The organism is Nocardia acidivorans NBRC 108247, from assembly GCF_001625085.1.
In the GTDB taxonomy this organism is placed as follows: domain Bacteria; phylum Actinomycetota; class Actinomycetes; order Mycobacteriales; family Mycobacteriaceae; genus Nocardia; species Nocardia acidivorans.
In genome coordinates this window covers 21,287-39,889 of record NZ_BDAW01000058.1, presented here as the reverse complement: position 1 = coordinate 39,889, position 18,603 = coordinate 21,287, and the positions used below count along the sequence as shown (strand labels likewise).

21 protein-coding genes are annotated in these 18,603 nt (G+C 67.3%); 11 read left to right on the top strand and 10 right to left on the bottom strand.

All coding sequences use genetic code 11. From position 1 onward, the window contains the following. Positions 1 to 19: 19 nt before the first annotated feature. Positions 20 to 700 (top strand): MspA family porin, encoded by a 681-nt coding sequence (locus tag NA10_RS26605; RefSeq protein WP_067572700.1) that lies wholly within the window; start codon positions 20 to 22, stop codon positions 698 to 700. A 90-nt stretch (positions 701 to 790) separates the two neighbouring features. Here NA10_RS26605 and mscL read toward each other — a convergent pair whose 3' ends face one another. The 4 genes from mscL to NA10_RS26585 form a co-directional block, all read right to left on the bottom strand. Continuing rightward, positions 791 to 1,198 (bottom strand): large conductance mechanosensitive channel protein MscL, encoded by a 408-nt coding sequence (gene mscL / locus NA10_RS26600; protein WP_067572699.1) that lies wholly within the window; start codon positions 1,196 to 1,198, stop codon positions 791 to 793. Between the two features lie 80 nt (positions 1,199 to 1,278). Beyond that, the gene (locus NA10_RS26595; protein ID WP_067572697.1) at positions 1,279 to 1,953 is read right to left on the bottom strand and encodes an SAF domain-containing protein; all 675 of its coding nucleotides are present in this window, start codon (positions 1,951 to 1,953) and stop codon (positions 1,279 to 1,281) included. Between the two features lie 89 nt (positions 1,954 to 2,042). Beyond that, positions 2,043 to 2,369 (bottom strand): FmdB family zinc ribbon protein, encoded by a 327-nt coding sequence (locus NA10_RS36010; RefSeq protein ID WP_084515271.1) that lies wholly within the window; start codon positions 2,367 to 2,369, stop codon positions 2,043 to 2,045. An 85-nt stretch (positions 2,370 to 2,454) separates the two neighbouring features. Continuing rightward, the gene (locus NA10_RS26585) at positions 2,455 to 3,033 is read right to left on the bottom strand and encodes a 5-formyltetrahydrofolate cyclo-ligase (protein WP_174562555.1); all 579 of its coding nucleotides are present in this window, start codon (positions 3,031 to 3,033) and stop codon (positions 2,455 to 2,457) included. 248 nt (positions 3,034 to 3,281) lie between these two features. Between NA10_RS26585 and NA10_RS26580 the strand changes: the two genes are divergently transcribed. From NA10_RS26580 to sepX, 4 genes are all read left to right on the top strand, one after another. Continuing rightward, positions 3,282 to 4,235 (top strand): UTP--glucose-1-phosphate uridylyltransferase, encoded by a 954-nt coding sequence (locus tag NA10_RS26580; RefSeq protein ID WP_067572693.1) that lies wholly within the window; start codon positions 3,282 to 3,284, stop codon positions 4,233 to 4,235. A gap of 52 nt (positions 4,236 to 4,287) precedes the next feature. Next, on the top strand, positions 4,288 to 5,547 hold the full coding sequence (gene glp, locus NA10_RS26575; RefSeq protein ID WP_067572691.1) for a molybdotransferase-like divisome protein Glp: 1,260 nt from the start codon (positions 4,288 to 4,290) through the stop codon (positions 5,545 to 5,547). A gap of 10 nt (positions 5,548 to 5,557) precedes the next feature. Beyond that, on the top strand, positions 5,558 to 6,208 hold the full coding sequence (locus NA10_RS26570) for a GNAT family N-acetyltransferase (protein ID WP_067572688.1): 651 nt from the start codon (positions 5,558 to 5,560) through the stop codon (positions 6,206 to 6,208). A gap of 224 nt (positions 6,209 to 6,432) precedes the next feature. Continuing rightward, entirely contained in the window at positions 6,433 to 7,689 is a 1,257-nt protein-coding gene (gene sepX, locus NA10_RS26565) for a divisome protein SepX/GlpR (protein ID WP_067572759.1), read from the top strand. Positions 7,690 to 8,120: 431 nt separating this feature from the next. Here the strand turns inward: sepX and NA10_RS26560 are convergent, their stop codons facing one another. Next, positions 8,121 to 9,218 (bottom strand): hypothetical protein, encoded by a 1,098-nt coding sequence (locus NA10_RS26560; protein WP_067572686.1) that lies wholly within the window; start codon positions 9,216 to 9,218, stop codon positions 8,121 to 8,123. Next, positions 9,218 to 9,961 carry a ParA family protein gene (locus NA10_RS26555; protein ID WP_067572685.1) on the bottom strand — a complete coding sequence of 248 codons (744 nt, stop codon included), beginning with the start codon at positions 9,959 to 9,961 and terminating at the stop codon, positions 9,218 to 9,220. Before NA10_RS26555 ends, NA10_RS26560 begins: the two co-directional genes overlap by 1 nt. Before the next feature lie 339 nt (positions 9,962 to 10,300). On the opposite strand from NA10_RS26555, the gene NA10_RS36005 reads away from it, so the two are divergent. The 6 genes from NA10_RS36005 (at position 10,301) to NA10_RS26525 (ending at position 15,402) form a co-directional block, all read left to right on the top strand. Then, positions 10,301 to 11,122, top strand: a complete 822-nt coding sequence (locus NA10_RS36005) for a C40 family peptidase (RefSeq protein ID WP_245677916.1) — start codon at positions 10,301 to 10,303, stop codon at positions 11,120 to 11,122. 133 nt (positions 11,123 to 11,255) lie between these two features. Then, positions 11,256 to 12,221, top strand: coding sequence for an SMP-30/gluconolactonase/LRE family protein (locus NA10_RS26545; protein ID WP_067572683.1), 966 nt, complete (start codon positions 11,256 to 11,258; stop codon positions 12,219 to 12,221). Between the two features lie 191 nt (positions 12,222 to 12,412). Further along, the gene (locus tag NA10_RS26540; protein WP_067572681.1) at positions 12,413 to 13,126 is read left to right on the top strand and encodes a GbsR/MarR family transcriptional regulator; all 714 of its coding nucleotides are present in this window, start codon (positions 12,413 to 12,415) and stop codon (positions 13,124 to 13,126) included. A gap of 63 nt (positions 13,127 to 13,189) precedes the next feature. Continuing rightward, on the top strand, positions 13,190 to 14,056 hold the full coding sequence (locus NA10_RS26535) for an alpha/beta fold hydrolase (RefSeq protein WP_067572679.1): 867 nt from the start codon (positions 13,190 to 13,192) through the stop codon (positions 14,054 to 14,056). Further along, positions 14,043 to 14,642: a TetR/AcrR family transcriptional regulator gene (locus tag NA10_RS26530; RefSeq protein WP_067572677.1), complete on the top strand. Its 600-nt coding sequence runs from the start codon at positions 14,043 to 14,045 to the stop codon at positions 14,640 to 14,642. Before NA10_RS26535 ends, NA10_RS26530 begins: the two co-directional genes overlap by 14 nt. Positions 14,643 to 14,706: 64 nt before the next feature. After that, a complete protein-coding gene (locus NA10_RS26525; RefSeq protein ID WP_067572675.1) occupies positions 14,707 to 15,402 on the top strand; it encodes a DUF8020 domain-containing protein in 696 nt (231 codons plus the stop codon). 25 nt (positions 15,403 to 15,427) lie between these two features. On the opposite strand, the gene NA10_RS26520 is transcribed toward NA10_RS26525, so the two are convergent. From NA10_RS26520 to NA10_RS26505, 4 genes are all read right to left on the bottom strand, one after another. Further along, positions 15,428 to 15,676, bottom strand: coding sequence for a hypothetical protein (locus tag NA10_RS26520; RefSeq protein ID WP_157556750.1), 249 nt, complete (start codon positions 15,674 to 15,676; stop codon positions 15,428 to 15,430). A 345-nt stretch (positions 15,677 to 16,021) separates the two neighbouring features. Then, positions 16,022 to 16,777 carry an SDR family NAD(P)-dependent oxidoreductase gene (locus tag NA10_RS26515; protein WP_067572756.1) on the bottom strand — a complete coding sequence of 252 codons (756 nt, stop codon included), beginning with the start codon at positions 16,775 to 16,777 and terminating at the stop codon, positions 16,022 to 16,024. Between the two features lie 78 nt (positions 16,778 to 16,855). Further along, positions 16,856 to 17,584 carry an SDR family NAD(P)-dependent oxidoreductase gene (locus NA10_RS26510; protein WP_067572671.1) on the bottom strand — a complete coding sequence of 243 codons (729 nt, stop codon included), beginning with the start codon at positions 17,582 to 17,584 and terminating at the stop codon, positions 16,856 to 16,858. A 119-nt stretch (positions 17,585 to 17,703) separates the two neighbouring features. After that, entirely contained in the window at positions 17,704 to 18,369 is a 666-nt protein-coding gene (locus NA10_RS26505) for a TetR/AcrR family transcriptional regulator (RefSeq protein ID WP_067572669.1), read from the bottom strand. Between the last annotated feature and the right edge of the window lie 234 nt (positions 18,370 to 18,603).

Genomic DNA, 18,603 nt, shown 5'->3' with positions numbered 1-18,603 from the left:
CCCTCGAGGGAAAACTGTAATGAACATCCGTAAGACTGTGGCGCGGGTGGCCGGTGTCGGCGCCGTCGCAACCGCCGCTCTTGGCCTGTTCTCCACGGGCGCCGCCAACGCTGATACGTTCGTCCCGCTGCCGGGCGGCGAAATCTCCAAGACCCTGTCCGATGGCACCGTCGTCACCATCAAGCTGGTCGGCGAATCCGCCAATATCAGCCCGTCCATGGGTTCCACTCCGCTGCATCGCAATGCGTGGGTCTCGGCCTCCGCGCAGGTTCAGCTGTCCGGCGCCCCCGGCGCCACGGGTGGCAAGATCTTCCCCGGTTACGTGGTCGGCTGCCAGGTCAACATCGCCGGTGGCGACACCAGCGGTGGCGTGACCGGCGGCGCTTCCTGGGACGAGAAGGGCAATGTCACGCCGAAGGCCGGAGCCACCGGTGGCGGCAATCTGAATCTCGGCCCCGGCCAGGCGAAGTCGTTCTATGTCCTCGATGAGGAAATGGCCGACGACTTCGGCAACGAGGTCCACAAGGTCCGCAACAAGTTCAGTGGCAACAGCGGTTCTGTCACCTGGGCGGACGAGACCATCGGCCTGAACGGCTGCGCGGGCTATGCCCAGGCGCGTGCCTTCGTCAGCGTCGAGGTCGAGACCGACACCGTGGTCACCTGGGTCACCCTGTGGGGCCAGCCGTTCTCCCTCGGCTGATCGCCATAACGTAAGACGAATGGGCCCGGCGCATTTCGCGCCGGGCCCATTCGTGTGAATCAGGTGTTTGTCGGAAACATCTGCACAGCTTCAGCTTTCGTGCTTGCCGCCGGAACTGCCATTACGACCTTCGGCGAGCAGATCTCGAATCTCAACCAGCAGTTGATTATCGGTGAGGGCGGTATCGGCGGTGCCCCAGCGCGTCTTGGCCTTGGTGGCCGGGAGCACCAGGATGAAGTAGAGCAGCGCCGCGATGATGAGGAAGTCGAGCGCGGCGGTAATGATCGGTCCGACGGCGATGAAGGTCGCCGGTTTTCCCGCCACCAATTGAAACCCGAGCCCCAGTTCACCGCTGCGGCCGAACACCGCGAGCAGCGGCGTGATGATCCCATCGGTGAAAGCGGTGACCACGGCGACGAATGCGGTGCCGATGACGACCGCGACGGCCAGATCGACCACATTGCCGCGAAGCAGAAAGTCTTTGAAACCCTTGAGCATTGCCGAGAACTCCTCTGCGTGAAGGCGGGTGGAGCCTGCGTGATGCGCTATCGGGGATGCTAGTTCACCCATCGGCCGGGTCAGTGGAACACGACCGTGAGCGCGGTGCGCAGTGAGGCCGCGGCCACCGCGGTGGCGCGCCGGGAGTCCAGGGCCACCAGCACTATTCGACCGTCGCCGGTGCGGGCGGCGTCCGCGCCGGGAGCCAGGACCACGGCCGCGTCGGCGGCGAGCAGCCGGGCGGGTCGCCCGCCGCCGGACTCCTCGGCGGCGACCACGTCCACTCGGTCGCCCGCGCGCAGGATATCGGCAACGGCATTGTCCGCCAGGCGAATCGGAACGATGCGGGCATCGGGGGAGTGCGCGGCCACGGCGGCCAGCCGGGGACCGATGACGCGCAGTTCGGTGAGGATCTCGCCCGGGGCGACCGCGCCGGTGAGGGTGGCTCCGCGCAGTGCGCCGGGTTCGCGAATCGCGCCGTCGGGCAGTGCGATGCTCTCGCGCGGTTCGACGCGCAGATCCTCTGCGGCCAGGATATGACCGGGTGGCAGTTCGCGCGTGGCGACCAGCACCGCGGTATGCCGATCGGCGGGATCGCCGCGCACCGCGAGTATCGCGGCGAAGACCAGCAGCAGTGTGGCCGAAATGCGCCGCAGCAGTACGCCGTCGGCGAGAGCGCGGCGCAGGTCGACCAGGAGGGCGGGGGAACCGCGGCCGAGATCGGACTCGGGACCGGTGGTGCGCGAACGGATCATGCCGGGCAGCCTAGGTCCGGGCAGTGCTCAGCCGACCCCCGAAAGTGCTCGGAAAGGGTCGGCTGTGGATAACTCCGGGCTGTGGATGATCAGGCGGCGGAGGTGCTGCTCGAGCTGCTCGACGTGGTCGCGGCGGTGCCGGTGCTCGGGGTCGAGGGTGCGCTCGGGGTGGTCGGGGCGGATCCGTTCGAGCTCTCCGAACCGGACGTCGACTTGGCGGGCTCGCTGGAGGTGGAACCGTTGCGGCTGTCGGTACGGTAGAAGCCGCTGCCCTTGAAGACGATGCCGACCGAGTTGAAGAGCTTGCGCAGCTTTCCATTGCACCGATCGCACACGGTGAGTGCGTCATCGGAGAAGGACTGCACGATGTCGAACTTGTTGTCGCACTCGGTGCAGGCGTACGAGTAAGTAGGCATCGGTGAAACCTCTCCACGGTATTCGTCGAGTTAGCACTCTACAGCTGGCAGTGCCAACACTGCCAATCGGGTATCAATTCCCCAGTCATTCGCCCAGCTCGCGCAGGCCACCGAACGGGGTCAGCGCCCATCCCATTCGATGGTCGTGTGGCTCTTCGGGCAAATTGCCGACAACCTCATCGTCGCGCACCACCGCGACCAATCGGGCATCGGCGCGACTTGTACCCAGACTGCGATCGTAATAACCCGCACCGCGCCCCAATCGACTACCGCGCCGATCCACCGCGAGCGCCGGAATGATAATCACCTCGGCCAGTCCCAGGGCGTCGGCGATCGGCTCGCCGTCGGGTTCGCGCAGCCCGAATCGCCCGCGCCGCAAGCGCTCCGGACCCAGATACTCCGCCCAGGACAGTGGACCCGGCTCGCCCGTCACCGGCAGCAGCACCCGCGCACCGGTCGCGCGCAGCGCGTCCAGCATGGCGATCGATCCGGGTTCACTGCCCACCGGGACGTACGCGCACACCCAGGTCGCGTCCGGCCACGGCAGTGCCGCGATCCGCTCGGCGAGCGCCGCGGCCTCCCGTTCCCGGACCTCCGGGGTCAGCGCCGCGCGCCGCGCGAGGATCTCCGCACGCCACGCCGCCTTGTCCCGGATACCAGTCACGCGCCCACGATATGCGCCGCCGCGCCCGGCCCGCGCGCACCGGTGTGTGGCGTGCGGCACTGTTCGCGACGGCGGGAGTGGGTATGAAGTGGTGGAAGGGTCGTACGGATGCCCTACGGGTATGGCATCCGGTCCACGCGGTCCGGCGTTCGGTGCGCTCGGTACGGCGCGGACGCTTAGGCTCTCGGGGACGTCGGGGCGGTGCTGAGGCCGCGCCGACGCACCGGACGGATGGATAGGGTGAGTTCATGACAGCTAATGGCGGCGGAGCCGAGTCGTGTTTCCGCACCGCGGTGGTGCCCGCGGCGGGACTCGGCACGAGGTTCCTGCCCGCGACCAAGACGGTGCCCAAGGAGCTGCTGCCGGTGGTCGACACGCCGGGCATCGAATTGGTCGCCGCCGAGGCCGCGGATTCCGGCGCCACTCGGCTGGTGATCGTGACCTCGCCCGGAAAAGACGGCGTGGTAGCGCATTTCGTCGAGGATCTGGTGCTGGAGAGCACGCTCGAGGAGCGCGGTAAGCATCATCTGCTGGCCAAGGTGCGCAAGGCCCCGGCGCTGCTCGATGTCACCTCGGTGGTGCAGGAGGAGCCGCTGGGCCTGGGACATGCGGTGGCACAGGCGGAATCGGTGCTCGACGACGACGAGGACGCCATCGCGGTCCTGCTCCCCGATGATCTGGTGCTGCCCTCCGGGGTGCTCTGCGCCATGGCGCGGGTGCGCCAGACCTACGGCGGTTCGGTGCTGTGCGCCATCGACGTGCCCGTGGAAGAGGTCAGCGCGTACGGCGTCTTCGATGTGCAGACCCTGCCCGGCGCGAGCGCGGATGTGCTGAAGGTCAACGGCATGGTGGAGAAGCCGCCGCGCGATCAGGCGCCCTCCACCTTCGCGGCGGCGGGCCGATATCTGTTGGACCGCGCCATCTTCGACGCACTGCGCCGGATCACCCCGGGCGCGGGCGGTGAGTTGCAGCTGACCGACGCCATCGCGCTGCTCATCTCCGAGGGACATCCCGTTCACGTTGTGGTGCACCGTGGGTCGCGACACGATCTGGGCAACCCGGGCGGCTATCTTCGTGCTGCGGTCGATTTCGCTTTGGAACGTGAGGAATACGGTCCCGCGCTGCGCGAGTGGCTCGAGCAGCGGCTCGGACCGGGATGGCTGGGTGATCGCACCGAGCCGCAGCTCACCTCGCACGAGTGAGAAGATGCCGCTGACGGGGTGTGGCTAGTGCGCGAGACCAGGGAAGGGCGGCATGCGCTCGGTTGAGGATCAGCAGATCAAAGTGACCGCGGCGGCTGTCGCGCCGCGGCCCGTTCGGGTCGCCATCTCCGAGGCCCAGGGACTGCTGTGTGCCGAGGATGTCGTCACCGAGCGGCCGTTGCCGGGCTTCGATCAGGCCGCCATCGACGGCTATGCCGTGCGCAGTGTGGACGTCTCCGGCGCGGGCGCGGATATTCGCGGTGAAGACGGCGAACCCGTCGAGCTGACGCTGCCGGTGGTCGGTGAGGTGGCGGCCGGTTCCCGGCAGCCGATCCGGTTGCAGCCGCGCCAGACCGTGCGGGTGGATACCGGCGCGCCGCTGCCGACGCTCGCGGATGCCGTTCTGCCGCTTGATTTCACCGACGGCGGCCGGGCCCGGGTGAAGGTGTACGAGTCGGTGCGCTCGGGCGATTACGTGCGCCGGATCGGCGATGATGTGCAGCCCGGCGATCTGGCCGTGCGCGCCGGAACCATCATCGGGCCCGCGCAGGTGGGTCTGCTCGCGGCGGTGGGCCGGGACAAGGTGCTGGTGCATCCGCGCCCGCGGCTGTCGGTGCTCTCGGTCGGCGGTGAGCTGGTCGATATCGATCGCACCCCCGGGCCGGGTCAGGTCTACGACGTGAACTCCTACGCGCTGGCGGCCGCCGCACGCGACGCGGGCGCGGATGTGAACCGGGTCGGCATTGTCAGCGCCGATCCCAAACGCCTGCGAGATGTGGTGGAGGGCCAACTGGTTCGCTCCGAGGTCGTGGTGATCGCGGGTGCGGTGGGCGGCTGGGCCTCGGAGCAGATTCGCGAGGCGCTGGAGGGTCTGGGCGAACTGGAGATCACCCGGGTCGCCATGCATCCGGGTTCGGTGCAGGGTTTCGGCCTGCTCGGCCGCGATGAGGTGCCGACCTTCCTGCTGCCGTCGAATCCCGTTGGCGCGCTGGTGGTTTTCGAGGTGATGGTACGGCCGCTGATCCGCATCGCGCTGGGCCGCCGGCATCCCATGCGGCGGGTGGTGCGGGCGCGCACGATTCTGCCGATCGCCTCCATTCCGGGTCGGCGGGGTTATCTGCGCGCACAGCTCATGCGTGATGAGCAGACCGGCGACTATCTGGTGCAGCCGCTGGGCGGGCCGAATGGCGCGTCGTCTCATCTGCTGGCGACCATGGCCGAGGCGAACAGCCTGATCGTGATCGATCCGGAGGTCACCGAGGTTCGCACCGGTGACGAGGTTCGGGTCGCCTTCCTCGCACAGCGAGGGTGAGGCATTGGACATGAACGTCTTCCGGGCCGCCCAGCACCCGGGCTGGCCCGCGCATCTGGGACCGGTGCGGGTGGCGGCCGGACAGGTGACGCTGCGGCCCATCCGATTGCGCGACGCCTCGGCGTGGAGCCGGATCCGCACCCGTGACCGGGATAATCTGGAGAAGTGGGAGCCGACAGGGCGGGGTTCCTGGGAGGCGCGCAATCACGCCGGGAATTGGCCGTCGCTGTGGTCGTCGCTGAAGGCGGAAGCCCGTCGGGGCGCGATGATTCCGCTGGTGATCGAGGTCGACGGCGCGTTCAGCGGGCAGATCACCATCGGCAATATCGTGCGCGGCGCCTTGCGCTCGGCGTGGATCGGCTACTGGGTCTCCAAGGAGGTCGGCGGTCAGGGAGTGGCGACCGCGGCGCTGGCGCTGGGCCTGGATCACTGCTTCGGCGAGGTGGGCCTGCATCGGGTGGAGGCCACGGTGCGGCCGGAAAACCTTGCCAGCCAAGCGGTGCTGCGCAATGTCGGTTTCCGCGAGGAGGGGCTGCTGCGCCGCTACCTGGATGTGGACGGCGCGTGGCGCGATCATCTGCTGGTGGGCATGACGGTCGAGGAGGTCTCGGGGACCGTGGTGGACAAGCTGATTCGCTCGGGACGCGCCGCGCGGGCGTGAAACACGGCGCGCCGCACCGACTGACCATGGCATCCATACCGGTCTTAACTTGTGTGACTACTGTGGCAGGTGTTGACGGCGCGCCTGCGGGCTATTCCTGAGGCACGGAACTAGCCTACGGACGTCGGTGGTGCGTCCTCGTGCGACCGGTAATGCTGTGGTGCACGTCGTAGGACGGTGTACGAAGGGATGCGAGCCAGGCGGGGACGGAGGTGTTGAGCGCGATGCCGAATTCGATCTTGTGGATCGGACTGGTCGTGCTCTGGGTCTTCGTGCTGTTCCCCATGCTCGCGGGTCGCCACCCCCGCATTCGCCAGCACACCGATGCCGCCCTGAACACCCGGGTGTTGCATCGCGGGGATATCGCGCGACGCACCAGAAAAGGTCCGGCCACCGGACACGACACCGACCCGGACTACGTGCCGGTTCGCAGGAAGCATCACCACGATGATCCGGAGGATCGGATGACCAGATCGGACGACAGCACTCGAGCTGAATCGGACGACGAGGATTTCGACACCGACCGCGAACGCGATACGGAGAGCGCGGATTCCGCGCGGGGGGAAGCGGTGGTGTCCGAGCCGGTCGCGACCGAGCGGGCGGACGGTGACGAGGCGGCGGACCGGGCCGAACCCGAGACCACCGGCGAATCCGAGTCCGGGACAGCGGAATCCGAGATCGCCGAGCACGCCGAGCGCATCGAGCGCGAGCACGCCGAGCGCATCGAGCATGTCGAGCGCATCGAGCATGACGAGCGCATCGAGCATGTCGGGCGCACCGGGCGCACGGAGCGCGTCGGGCGCACCGAGCGCACCGAGCGCGTCGAGCGCGTCGAGCGCGTCGAGCGCACCGAGCGCGTCGAGCCCGAGACCACCGACGCGTCGGACACCGTCCCCACGCCCTCGGTCCGAAACTGTTCACGCGAGGACGCGCCGCAGCGCACCCGGGTGCCCGCACTGCGGGATGAGGACGAATCCGATATGGACGACCCGGATTTCGTGCCCTCCCGGCGCGGTCGCGGTGGCTACGACCCCGAGGCCGACGCCATCGCGCGGGCGGCCCGCTACACCTTCCGCCAGCGCGCCGTCCTCGGCCTGGTGCTGAGCACCCTGATCTTCGCCGGTGGCGCACTGGCCATCTCGGCCGCCCTGTGGTGGCCCGCGGCCCTGGCGGGCACCGTGCTGGTGGGCTATCTGGCCTACCTGCGCCGCCAGGTGCAATTGGAGGAGGACATCCGCCGCCGCCGCACCGCCCGCCTGGCCCGGTCGCGCCGCGAGGACGCGGAGGCGGCGACCGCGGCCGAACCCGAACAGCCCCGCCCGGACCGTGAGGAGACCCGCACTCAGCTGCGCCGTGCGGTCCTGGTCGAACCCGATGACGAAGACCCGCACTTCGAACACCTCGAATTGTTCGACGCCGCCACCGCCCGCGCCGCCCGCGAGCGCGCCGCCGGACGAGTCCGCCACGCGGTAGGCGAATAACTTCGCACTGGCGGTTCACACGCACTGAAAGTCCAATGGGTGCACGGCTTATCGCCGTGCACCCATTGCCGTTCGCCATCCCCTCGTAATCCCCCCAGCCCCGCTAACCCCGGCAGCTCCTTCGTCACCCCGGCGGCCCCGGTGGTCTTGGTGGCCCCCCGGGAGTCTTGGTGGCCCCGGGTTGACTCGGCGGCCCCGGGTTGACTCGGCGGCTCCGGGTTGACTCGGCGGCCCCGGTAGTCCGGGCGGCCCCGGGTTGACTTGGCGGCTCCTTCATCATCCCGGCAGTCCCCGGTAGTTCTGGCGGTTCCTTCGTAGTCCCGGCGACCCCTTCGTCATCCCGGCAGGCTTTCGGCCGGGATCCACACCGTAAGAAGACAAGCGGGTTCGGTGGATCCCCGGCCAACAGCGCGCCGGGATGACGGGGCGACCTATACCGGGATCTGCTGTTCGATGAGTTCGGCGAGGGTGCGGAGTTTGGCCGCGAATTCCCGTGCCGCGACCGGATCTTCGGTGGAGCCCTTCACGACCTTGGAAGTCAGTGCGGCGAGCCGGGATTCGGCGGTGCTGAAGACATCGGGGGTGTGCGGGGCGTCCTCGGCGAGATCACCGCGCAGCCAGGACTGTAGGCGCTGCACCACTTCACCGCGATCGTAGGTGTTCGGGAGTACGGCGATGGCTTCGCGGAGCTTGCCCGCGGTCACCTTCACATCGGCGGCGAGGGTCGTGTACACGGTGAACGCCGCGTCCTCGCCGTGCGCGGCGACAATGGGCAGCAGTTCGCGAATCTGCCCCTCGTTGATGGACGGCGCCACCGGATGCAGCCGGGCCGCCAGCGGCCAGGCGCGAATCAGCTTGTGCGCGTATGAGCGCTGCATATCCCAGCGCTTCTCCACATAGTCGTCGAAGGTGGCGTGTTCGGCGCGATAGAGGCGACCGTCGCGCACGATCTGCAGTGCCCGCCCGGCCACCCAGAACGCGACCCGCAAAGCGTCGATGGAGGATTCGCAGAGATCGAGCTGTTCCAGCTCACTGGCATTGAGCGGTCCGTCACCCGCGGTCGGCAGCGGCATGGTGAGCACACTCGGCGAGGCCGTGGCCGCGCCCCGCAGCGTGCTCCCCACACTGCGCAGCGCGGGATCGATACCGCGCACCCGCGCCTCGGTGGCTTTCCCCTTGGGCGGCACCGGCTTTGCCTCCGGAGTCGACGAATCCCCTTCGCCCCGAGTGACTTCGCCCGCGATGGGATCGGGCGCGGGAGCCACGGGCGCATCGCCCGGGGTGCTCGGCGTGATGAATACGGCGGCGGGGGATTCGGGTGTCATGGCGGGGGGCAGCACCATCTCGGCCTTGGCGGCCGCCTTGGCCGGATGCGCCGCGACCGCCCCGGGAGTGACCGCGCCGCTGTGCCATTCGGCATCCCGGAGCGGTGAGACGGGCGGGGTGTGCTCCGCCTCGTCGGCGAGCGGGTTGCGGGTCGGGGCCGGGTGACCGCCGCCGATGGAGCTCTTGCGTCGTTGCGGGGGCATCAGGCGGGTACCTCCAGTGCTTCGGGGCTGGTGCGGGATTCGAGGTACGGGCGCAGTAGTTCCTCGCCGACCCGGTGGTATTCGCCGAGATCCGCGATGGGGTTCTCCGCGCCGTCGCCGACTTCACCGTCGGCGGCTTCGCGGTACCACTTCCACGCACTCACATAGGATTCGAAGACGTCGTATCCGGCGTCTTCGAGATTGCCGCGCTGCGAACGGTATTCGGTGGAGACATTGACCCCGTTCTTCATGGTGACCGGGACCTTGGTCATGAGAACGCGTACGCGTATCTGTTTGGTGCTTTCGGTGGCGGCTTCCTCGGCGGCCCGATAGGTGCTGGGGACGCGTTTCACCTCGGACGGGCTGACGCTGGTCACCAGGATCAATTCATCGCTCTCGGGGACGGCGGCTTTGAAGATATCGGCGGATTCGCCACCGGCGTCGACGATGATCACCTCGTATTTTCCGGCATTGTCGGTGATGCAGTCATTGACGTGCCGGGACGGAAAGGCGATGAGTTCGAAGGGGACGTCGATGTTCTCCTTGCGCAGTCGCCGGTACCAGGAGTAGCCGGTCTGGCTCAGCGGATCGGCGTCGATGACGAGTACCCGGAGCCGGTGCACGGTGGCGAAATAGGAGGCGAGGAAGAAGGCCGACGTCGTCTTGCCCACGCCGCCCTTCAAATTCCCCAGGGTGACCACCAATGGTTCGGGAAGTTCGGGTAGCGCAATGGAATTGGTCATGGAATCCTCCGTCTCATGGGGAGGGAACGTGTTCCTGACCAGTCAAACACGGCCGATTGCGCGCTTCGCGGATTGCGGTGCGTGTCCAATTGGACACAGTTTTCCGGGTGAGAAAAACCGTCGATGTTTACGAATCCGTTATGAATAACACGCGTGTCATTCTGTACGACCCCTGGCGAACAGGCGTTCTATGCAAAGTGGAACTGCTGCAGTACCGAGATATTCGAGTGTGATGACGGAAACCGGATAGCTGACGCTTGATGGAAGGACCGACGCACCATGGACAGTATCGGTGACAGACAGAGGCTTCCCTACCTGCCGCGGCTGACGTGGCGGAGCTTGACCACCGGCATTCTCGCCGCCGCCGGAATCGGTGCGGCACTGCTGTTCACAGCGGGCGAGGCCGAGGCGACGCCGGTGAATATCCCCGGTATCGGACAATTCGAGATCGCCGATGAGATCGCCACCCAGCTCGGAATCACCGCATCCGCCCCGGAATTGGGGATCGCGGAGGCGCCGGCCGCGGAGCACGCGATCATCGAGACGTACGAATTCCGTCCCGTGACTATTCCCGGCATCGGTACGACGCCGAGCCAGAGCATGACCGCGATTCCCGATCAGCTCGTCACCGCGGCCGTGGCGGAACCGCTTCCGGCCCAGCGGTCCGCCGCGCCCGCACCGGACTTCCGGCAGGTGACCATCGCGGGTCTCGGCAAGGTCGCCGTTCCGAACAGCCTGCCGCCGCTGGTCGGCATCCCGGGTGTGAGCGATGCCGCGGGACCGGTGCCCGCGCCGATGCCCGCCGCCATGCCGAAGCGGACGGTCGGTGAGCGCGCGGCGGAGGCGGCGCGCACCCGGCTCGGCGCGAGCTACAGCAGCGGCGCGGTCGGGCCCGACGCCTTCGACTGCTCGGGTCTGGTCCAGTGGTCCTATCGTCAGGCCGGTGTCGAACTGCCGCGCACCAGTTATTCACAGCTGGCCGCGGGCACCCCGGTCTCGGTGGATGAATTGGAGCCGGGCGATCTGGTCTCCTATTACGGCGGCGGGCACTCCGCGCTGTATGTCGGTGACGGACAGGTCATTCACGCCGCGAGTTATGGTTCCGGCGTGCGACTCGCACCGGTCGACAATATGCCGATCACCGGCGCCCGCCGCTTCTGATCGGGCCCGCGCGATGTCGGTGCGGCACCCGAAATCAGCGGCCTGTCACGCCGGGGAAACAATGGTCGATAAGACCATTACTCCCCGCTCTCCGCGGAGATCACTTCGTGCGGCATGGACCAAGAGGTGCGAAATGAGTAAGAAGCTGTTCCCGGCCTCGGCTCGAGCCGGCGCCGTCGCCCTGGCCACTTTCACGGTGGCGGCGCTGTCGACATTCGTCGCCGGACCCGCGAATGCCGCCCCGGTCTGTCCGAGGGCGGGTCAGCCGACCTTCGTCGTCGCGAACCCGGGTGGTTCGCTGGAGGGATTGACGGTCGACCCGGCCGGTCGTGCGTTCACCACCGATCTGCAGACCGGCCGGGTATTTCGCATCGATTTCCCGGGTGCGCCCGCGGTGCCGATCGCCACGGTGCCCAGTGGCGGCGGTGGGGCGCTGGCCTGGACGCCGGATGGAAAACTGCTGGTCGGATATGGCGCGGACGCGCGGGTGATCGCGGGTGACAGCCTTCGGCATGCGGGCATCGTCACCGTCGATCCGAATACCGGTGCGGTCGCGCCCTATGCGGCGGGATTGAGCGCGGCCAACGGTATGGCCGTCTCGCATGACGGAATCGTCTACGCCACCAATGATTTCGCGACGCTCATCGGCCGGGTGTATCCCAATGGGGTGGTGCAGCCGGATTGGGGCAGTCTGCCCAGTGCCAATGGCGCGGTACTCGGCGATGACGACCGATTCCTGTATGTGTCACGCACCTTCGTGAATCCGGGTGTGAGCCGAATTCCCACCGATGCCCCGTGGGCCCCGCAGTCGATATTGGATCTCGGCGGCGGTGACGCGCTCGACGCCCCCGACGGTCTCACCTTGGATTCGCTGAATCGTCCTGTGGTGCCGATGAATCCGTCCGGTCAGGTGGTGCGCATCGATGCGCCGAATCAATTCTGTGTCCTGGGCTTCGGCAACAATCTGACCAGCGTGGTCAGTTACGGTCGCGGTGATCAGGGCTTCTCGGCGGGCCGGTTGTTCGGTGCGACCTTCACCGGCGTGATCTACGAGATTCCGGGTGGTTTCGATCCGAACGCGCGGACCGCGGCCCCCTGATCGAATCCGTTCGCACCGTTCATGCCCTGGCGAACGCTACGTTGCGTTCGCACGCCCTGCGATCGCGAATTGCACACGAAAAGCGGTTTATGCCAGGTTGATTCGGTCTACCTCCGTTCAGTGACGTTGCAGCCTAATGCTTTCCGGTTGGCGTTGTGTTGCAATAGAAACTGATGAGGGAGGTGGGGTCGATGCCCGGAGGGCGACTCACGCCGGAGGATCGGCGACGTATTGCGATGGGTTTGGCGCAGGGTTTGGGATATGCCGAGATCGCCCGTTCGCTGGGGCGCCCAACCTCCACGGTGAGCCGGGAAGTGTCCCGCAACGGCGGCCCGGGTGACTATCGCGCGGAGCTGGCGCACGCGGCGACCGTGGTGCGGTCGCGGCGTCGGGCGGCCCGCCCCAAGAAGACCGAAAAGCCCTCGGGCGCAAATGAGTACGGCCGTCTCCCGGAGGTGGTCGGGGTCTTCGGCGCGGAGTTGGCCGAACTGTTCACGCGCACCGGTGTGCCGAAGATGGCGGCGGGCGTGCTGGCCCGGCTCTACGCCGCCGATTCCGGCAGTGCCACCGCGGGGGAGCTGGTGAGTCATCTGCGGGTGAGCCCGGCGACGGTCTCGGCGGCCGTCGGTTATCTGGAGGGGGAGCGGCTGATTCGCCGCGAGCGCGACGGCGGCACCCGCCGTGATCGCTACTTCATCGACGAGTTCGCCTGGTACCGGGCGACTCTCGCGAGCGCGCGAGCGAATGAGGAGTTGGCCGCCAAGGCGCGGGACGGCGCCAAGACGCTCGGGGTGCAGACCCCGGCGGGTCGCCGGCTGCTGGGGATGGGGGAGTACCTGGAGCAGGTCGGCCTGGATATGGCCCGTTCGGCCGAGCGCTGGCGAGTTCATTTGGCAGAGCGGTGAATATAGACATACATACGGTATGTATGTAAAAGTGGTGGGGTACCCACGGGCATTGGAGCAACGATGGCAACGAGCACATCCCTCGGCCGTACCCACGAGGTGGACCTCCCCGGCGGCCGGATCAGGTACCACGACACCGGCGAGGGGCCGCCGGTCGTCTTCATTCACGGACTACTGGTCAATGCCGATCTCTGGCGCAAGGTCGTCCCCGGGATCGCGGCGGCGGGTCACCGCTGCCTGGCCCCGGACCTGCCCCTGGGATCACACGAAATCCCCGTTCCCGCAGCCGATCTCACCCCTACCGGGGTGGCGGATCTGATCGCCGCCTTCCTGGAGCGACTGGATCTGCGCGATGTCACCCTGATCGCCAATGACACCGGCGGTGCGATCACCCAGGTGTTGCTGGCGCGCAATCGTTCTCGCATCGGGCGCGTGGTGCTGGCATCGGTCGACAATTACGAGCGCTTCCTGCCGCCACCGCTGAACGTGCTGCCCGGGCTGGCCCGCATTCCGGGTTCACTGCGCCCGCTCACCGAGGCCATGCGCTGGCGGGCGCTGCATCGGCTTCCGATCGGCTTCGGCTGGGTGGCCAAGCGGCCGGTGCCGCCGGAGATCGCGGACTCCTATCTGCTGCCCAGCCGGCGCTCGGCCGCCATCCGCAAGGACCTGCGGCGACTGCTGCGGACTCTGAAGAACGACTACACCCTGCAAGCCGCGGCACATTTCGCCGAGATCGACCTGCCGGTACTGGTGGTCTGGGCGCGCGAGGACAAGTTCTTCCCGGCTTCGTGCGCCGAGCGGCTGGCCCGCGACTTCCCGAATTCCACCCTGCGATTCATCGACGATTCGTACACCTTCCTGCCCGAAGATCAGCCCGAGTTGCTGACCACCGCGATCCTGGAGTTCACTCGGCTGCATGCCACGCCGTAGCCAGGAGGACCGTTCGCGCACCACCAGGGCCGCGCTCGAGGAAGCCGGACGCCGATTGTTCATCGAGCGCGGCTTCGCCGGTACCTCGGCGCAGGATCTGGTGGCCGCCGCCGGTGTCACGCGCGGCGCACTGCATCACCACTACGGCGATAAGCGCGGCCTGTTCCTGGTGGTCCTGGAACAGGTGGAGGTGGAGGCCTCCGCCGAGATCGAGAATGCCATCGCCGCACACGATCCCGCCGATCTGCTCGGCGGTATGGCCGTCGGCCTGGCCACCTTCCTGGAGATCTGCCGCCGCCCGGCCATGCTCCAGATCGTGCTGCTGGACGCACCGACGGTGCTGGGGTGGCAGGCTTTTCGCGAATTCGAGGCCCAGCACGGGCTGGGTTTGATCACCGCGCTGCTGGAGCGCGGTCGTGCGGAGGGGCTGATCGCCGAGGCGCCGATCCCCATGCTGGCCCAACTGCTGGTGAGCGCGCTGAGCGAGGCGGCGCTCATGGTGGCCAATGCCGCCGATCCGGATCTCGCGCGCACGCAGGCGCAGCAATCGCTCATGCTGTTGCTGGCGGGCATCCTGCGCGCCTGATCCCGGCGAAGACGGTCACATCGAGTGACTGTCACGTTTGCGGCCCGAGCTTCGTCGTAGTGGCATGGCTATTCGCACGCACCTCTCCGCCGCCCTGCTGGCCGCCGCGGTTCTCCCTGCCGCCCTGGCGATTTCGGCCCCCGGTGCCGCCGCCGCACCCGCCCCGATCGGCTACACCGCGACCGCGGACGGGCAGCGCACCATCCTCAGCACCGACTCCGGTTCGCTGGGCGTCGAGAACGGCGTCCTCCAGGTCCGGTCCACCGAAGGCCGAATCGTCGGCGGCACCGAATTGTCCTTCCGCGTCGATGATTACGTCTTTCCCATCACCGCCGAGATCAAGGACCGCACCGCGGTCCTCACCCCGCGCTTCGATACCGAGCACGCGGTCTACCGGCCGGTGGCCCTGCCCTTCGAGGAGAGCGCGCCGTGGCGCACGCCGTACGAGCGCGAACAGGCCGCGTGGACCCGGATGACCAGCACCATCGCCATGGGCGCGAGCGTGGGAACCCTGGTGGGCGGCCTCGGCGGCGCGGCCGTCGGCTGTCTCGTCGGCGGTGCGGTGGGCGCGACCCTGACCGGTGCGCTCACCGCCATGTTCGGCGCGCTCCCCGCCGGAATCGTCGGCTGCGTCGCGGGCGTGGCCGCCATCGGCGTACTCGGCACCGTGGCGGGCCAACTGCTGGTGACGGCCCCGGTCGCCATCGCCGCCGCCATCCAGTACTTCACCACCGTCAATTCACCCTTCCCGGGGAAATGATCCGACCTTCGGAAATGGTGACAAACTAGGGTGTGAGCAGCCCATTTGTCGGCGATGCCCCGAAGATCCAGCCACCCTCCAGCGTCAGCGAAGCGGATACCGTCGTCAACTCGAACAATGCGCCGCCCTCGGCGAGCCCACGGCCCGGATGGGTTAATGCGGCACCCTTGTCGGCGAAAGAGCCAGGCACACAGTGCATCACGAAGTTCACTCCGATGGAAGCGAAGCCTGTTCCCGCGCTATCGGACACCGGGTCGAGCACACTCGCGGTCACCGTCCGCACCTGGCATCGCTTGCCTCGGGATTAGGACGGCTATTCGACCTTACCTCCGCCGGCGGAGGTAAGGATGAGATGGACCATGGCCCCGGTGTCAGGTACCGAGCCGGTTCGGCCAGCCATCGGAGTGACTACCGATCCGAGATATGGTGTCGGCCGACTGCAGCAGCAACACGGCGAGTTCGGGATCCAACGCTTGCACATTGCTGCCGCCGCCGGAGACATCGACGTCTCATCGGCGCAGTCCGCGAAGCCCTGCCGCACGAGGGCGCGGGCAGTTTCCTCGGTGCGGCAGTTGCTTGGTCATCGGAACGGGCTCAGATCCACGGGTACGCACCTGTGTCAGAGGGTGATGCCGCCGTCGATGCTGATGACCGATCCGGTCATGTACTTCGAGGCGTCCGAGGCCAGATGCGAGACCATCGCCGAGATGTCCTGCGGTTCGCCGAGGTCTCCGCCGTTGAGCAGAGGAATCGTCGGGCGGGGTTGCACGAAGTTCCGGTCGATCGCGGATTTGATCGTGGCGTCGGTCAGTGGCGTCTTGATGCCGCCGGGAGCGATGGCGTTGATCCGAATATTGTTCGCGGCGTACTCGAGTGCGGCGTCGTGCACGAGACCGAGCACGGCCTTCTTCGAAGCCGAGTACACTCCGAAGCCGGTTTCCGGGCGAATACCCGAGGACGAGGCCATGATCGTGATGTTGCCTTGGGGTTGGGTCAGCATCTGCTTGATGACGTGCTTCATACCGAAGAACGTGCCCTTGACATTGGTCGATAGCACCATGTCGACATCGTCGGTGGTGGTGTCGTGGAAGAGTTTCGGTGGATAGATCACGCCCTGGTTGCCGAGGTAGTAGTCGATCTTGCCGAACGTGTCGACGGTGTGGGCCACGAGCGCGATGACATCGTCCTCGACCGTCATGTCGGTGCGGATGAAATCGGCTCGACCGCCCAGAGCTTCGATCTCGTCCACGAGTTCTTTGCCTTTGGTCTCGTTGCGTCCGGCGAGTACGAGATCGAATCCGTCCCGGGCCAACTGCAGGGCCGATGCCTTGCCGATGCCGGTGGTCGCACCGGCGATCAATGCGGTCTTGTTCATGAGGTACTCCATTTCTGGTGATGTGCTTTCGGGGTGGTTGTGGATCCTTGCTGTTCGCACGCTCGCTGATCGGGTGTGTCACCCGACACGTGCGGAGGGCTTCACCGCGAGCTCGTGGGTGTCACGGGTCTCGTTGAGTGCGAAGATCTTCTCGGCCACGTCACTGGCCACAACTCGTTCGGGAATAACGAATCCGGCCGGGATGTCGGTGCGCTTGGCCTCTTGCGCGGGATCGGAATACAGCGGCGGGTTGTCCAGTGGTAGATATCCCACGAAGACATCGACCGGGTCCAACTCATCGTGCAGGTGCTGGGCCAGCAGGCGCAGCGCCGCTTGCGGGCTGCCGATGAGTCCGGTGTGGGGGAAGGCGTTTCGGTCGGACTGCCCGCTGGTGAAGAAGATCGAGCCGTGCGAGCGCTCCAGGAACGGCAACGCCGCCTGTGCCGAGGACAGGGCGCTGACCACACGCAGCGTCAGGAAGCTCTGCAGCATCGACAATTCGATCTCGACCGCCGGCACGTAAGCGTCGCGTAGCGGGCCGGGGACGTTGTAGAACAGAACGTCGATGCCACCGAGTTCGGCCCCGAGCAGCGTCACGGCCGCCGCGATCGCGGTGGGGTCTTCGGCATCGGCGGACTCGGTCGCGACCGTGATTCCCCGCGAGGACAGCGTCGATGCGAACTCCTCCAGCGCGGTGGCGTCGCGGCGAATCAGGCCGACCGCGTACCCCGCGCGGCCGAACCGTTCCGCCGTCTCATACCCCACGCCCGGTCCGGCGCCGACGATGACAATTGATTTGGTGGACATCAGATTCCTCTCGATTCTTTGGATAAGTTCCGCTGGAACGGATTTCAGTCTCTTGGTGCGGGCAGAGCTCCGCCCCGGGAGTTTTGCGGGTGTGTGTGAGCCGGGCCGCTTCCGCCGGCTCAGTCGCCGGTGTCCCACAGGGGTAACGAGGCGGTGAGATCCCGCATGCACTCGACCACGAGATCGGCGGGCGAACCCGGCCCGAGAGCAGGGGCGTCGGTTGCCGCCCACTGCTCGATGGCCACGCGGAGCGCGGCATTGGCCGCGGCAGCGGTCAATCGGATTCGCAGCGGGTCGCTGTCCGCTCCCGTGAGGTCGGTCAGGACCCCACGCAGTGCCCGCTCGCCCTCGAGGTTCGCCAGATACCACACCGAGCGCAACGCCCGATCGGTGTCCATGGCCCGGAACAGCCCCCGCATGACCGCCAGCTCGTCACTGCCCGGCCGCGGAGTCAACGCCCGGACCGCGGCCGCACACAGTTCCTCGACCGTCGGCATCCGCGCCGGACCTGCCGCGAGATCGGCGACCCACCGAGCGGCTCCGGCCGACATGATCGGCTCGACGGCCTCTTCCTTGGTCGGGCAGTAGCGGTGAAACGTCCGTCTGGCGAGGCCCGCGGCCTCGGCGATCTCCTCCGCGGTGACCGCCGAGGTGCCGCGCTCGGCGAACAACCTGGCAGCGACTCGCGCGATCTCCCGCCGAGTCTCTTCCTTGCGGCGTTCGGCCAATGACGGCCGGATCGCACCCTCGTCACCGGATCCCACAGGGGTCGTCGAAACGTTCATACAAGATACGATAGGCCTAACTGTCACTTTGTGCCAGCAAGTCCCTTTGTGACAGTAATCATGGCCTTCACCCTGCGGTGCGGATTTGGGGCCGAGTGGATACGAGGTCGCAAGTTGATACGAGGTAGACGGCCAGGACGGATCCGGCGTAGCCCGTCCGCCGGATCTTCGATCGCTGTGAACTCGAGCTCGTCACGGACCTTTCGGCGGCTCGGCCACGACGCGACACCCCGG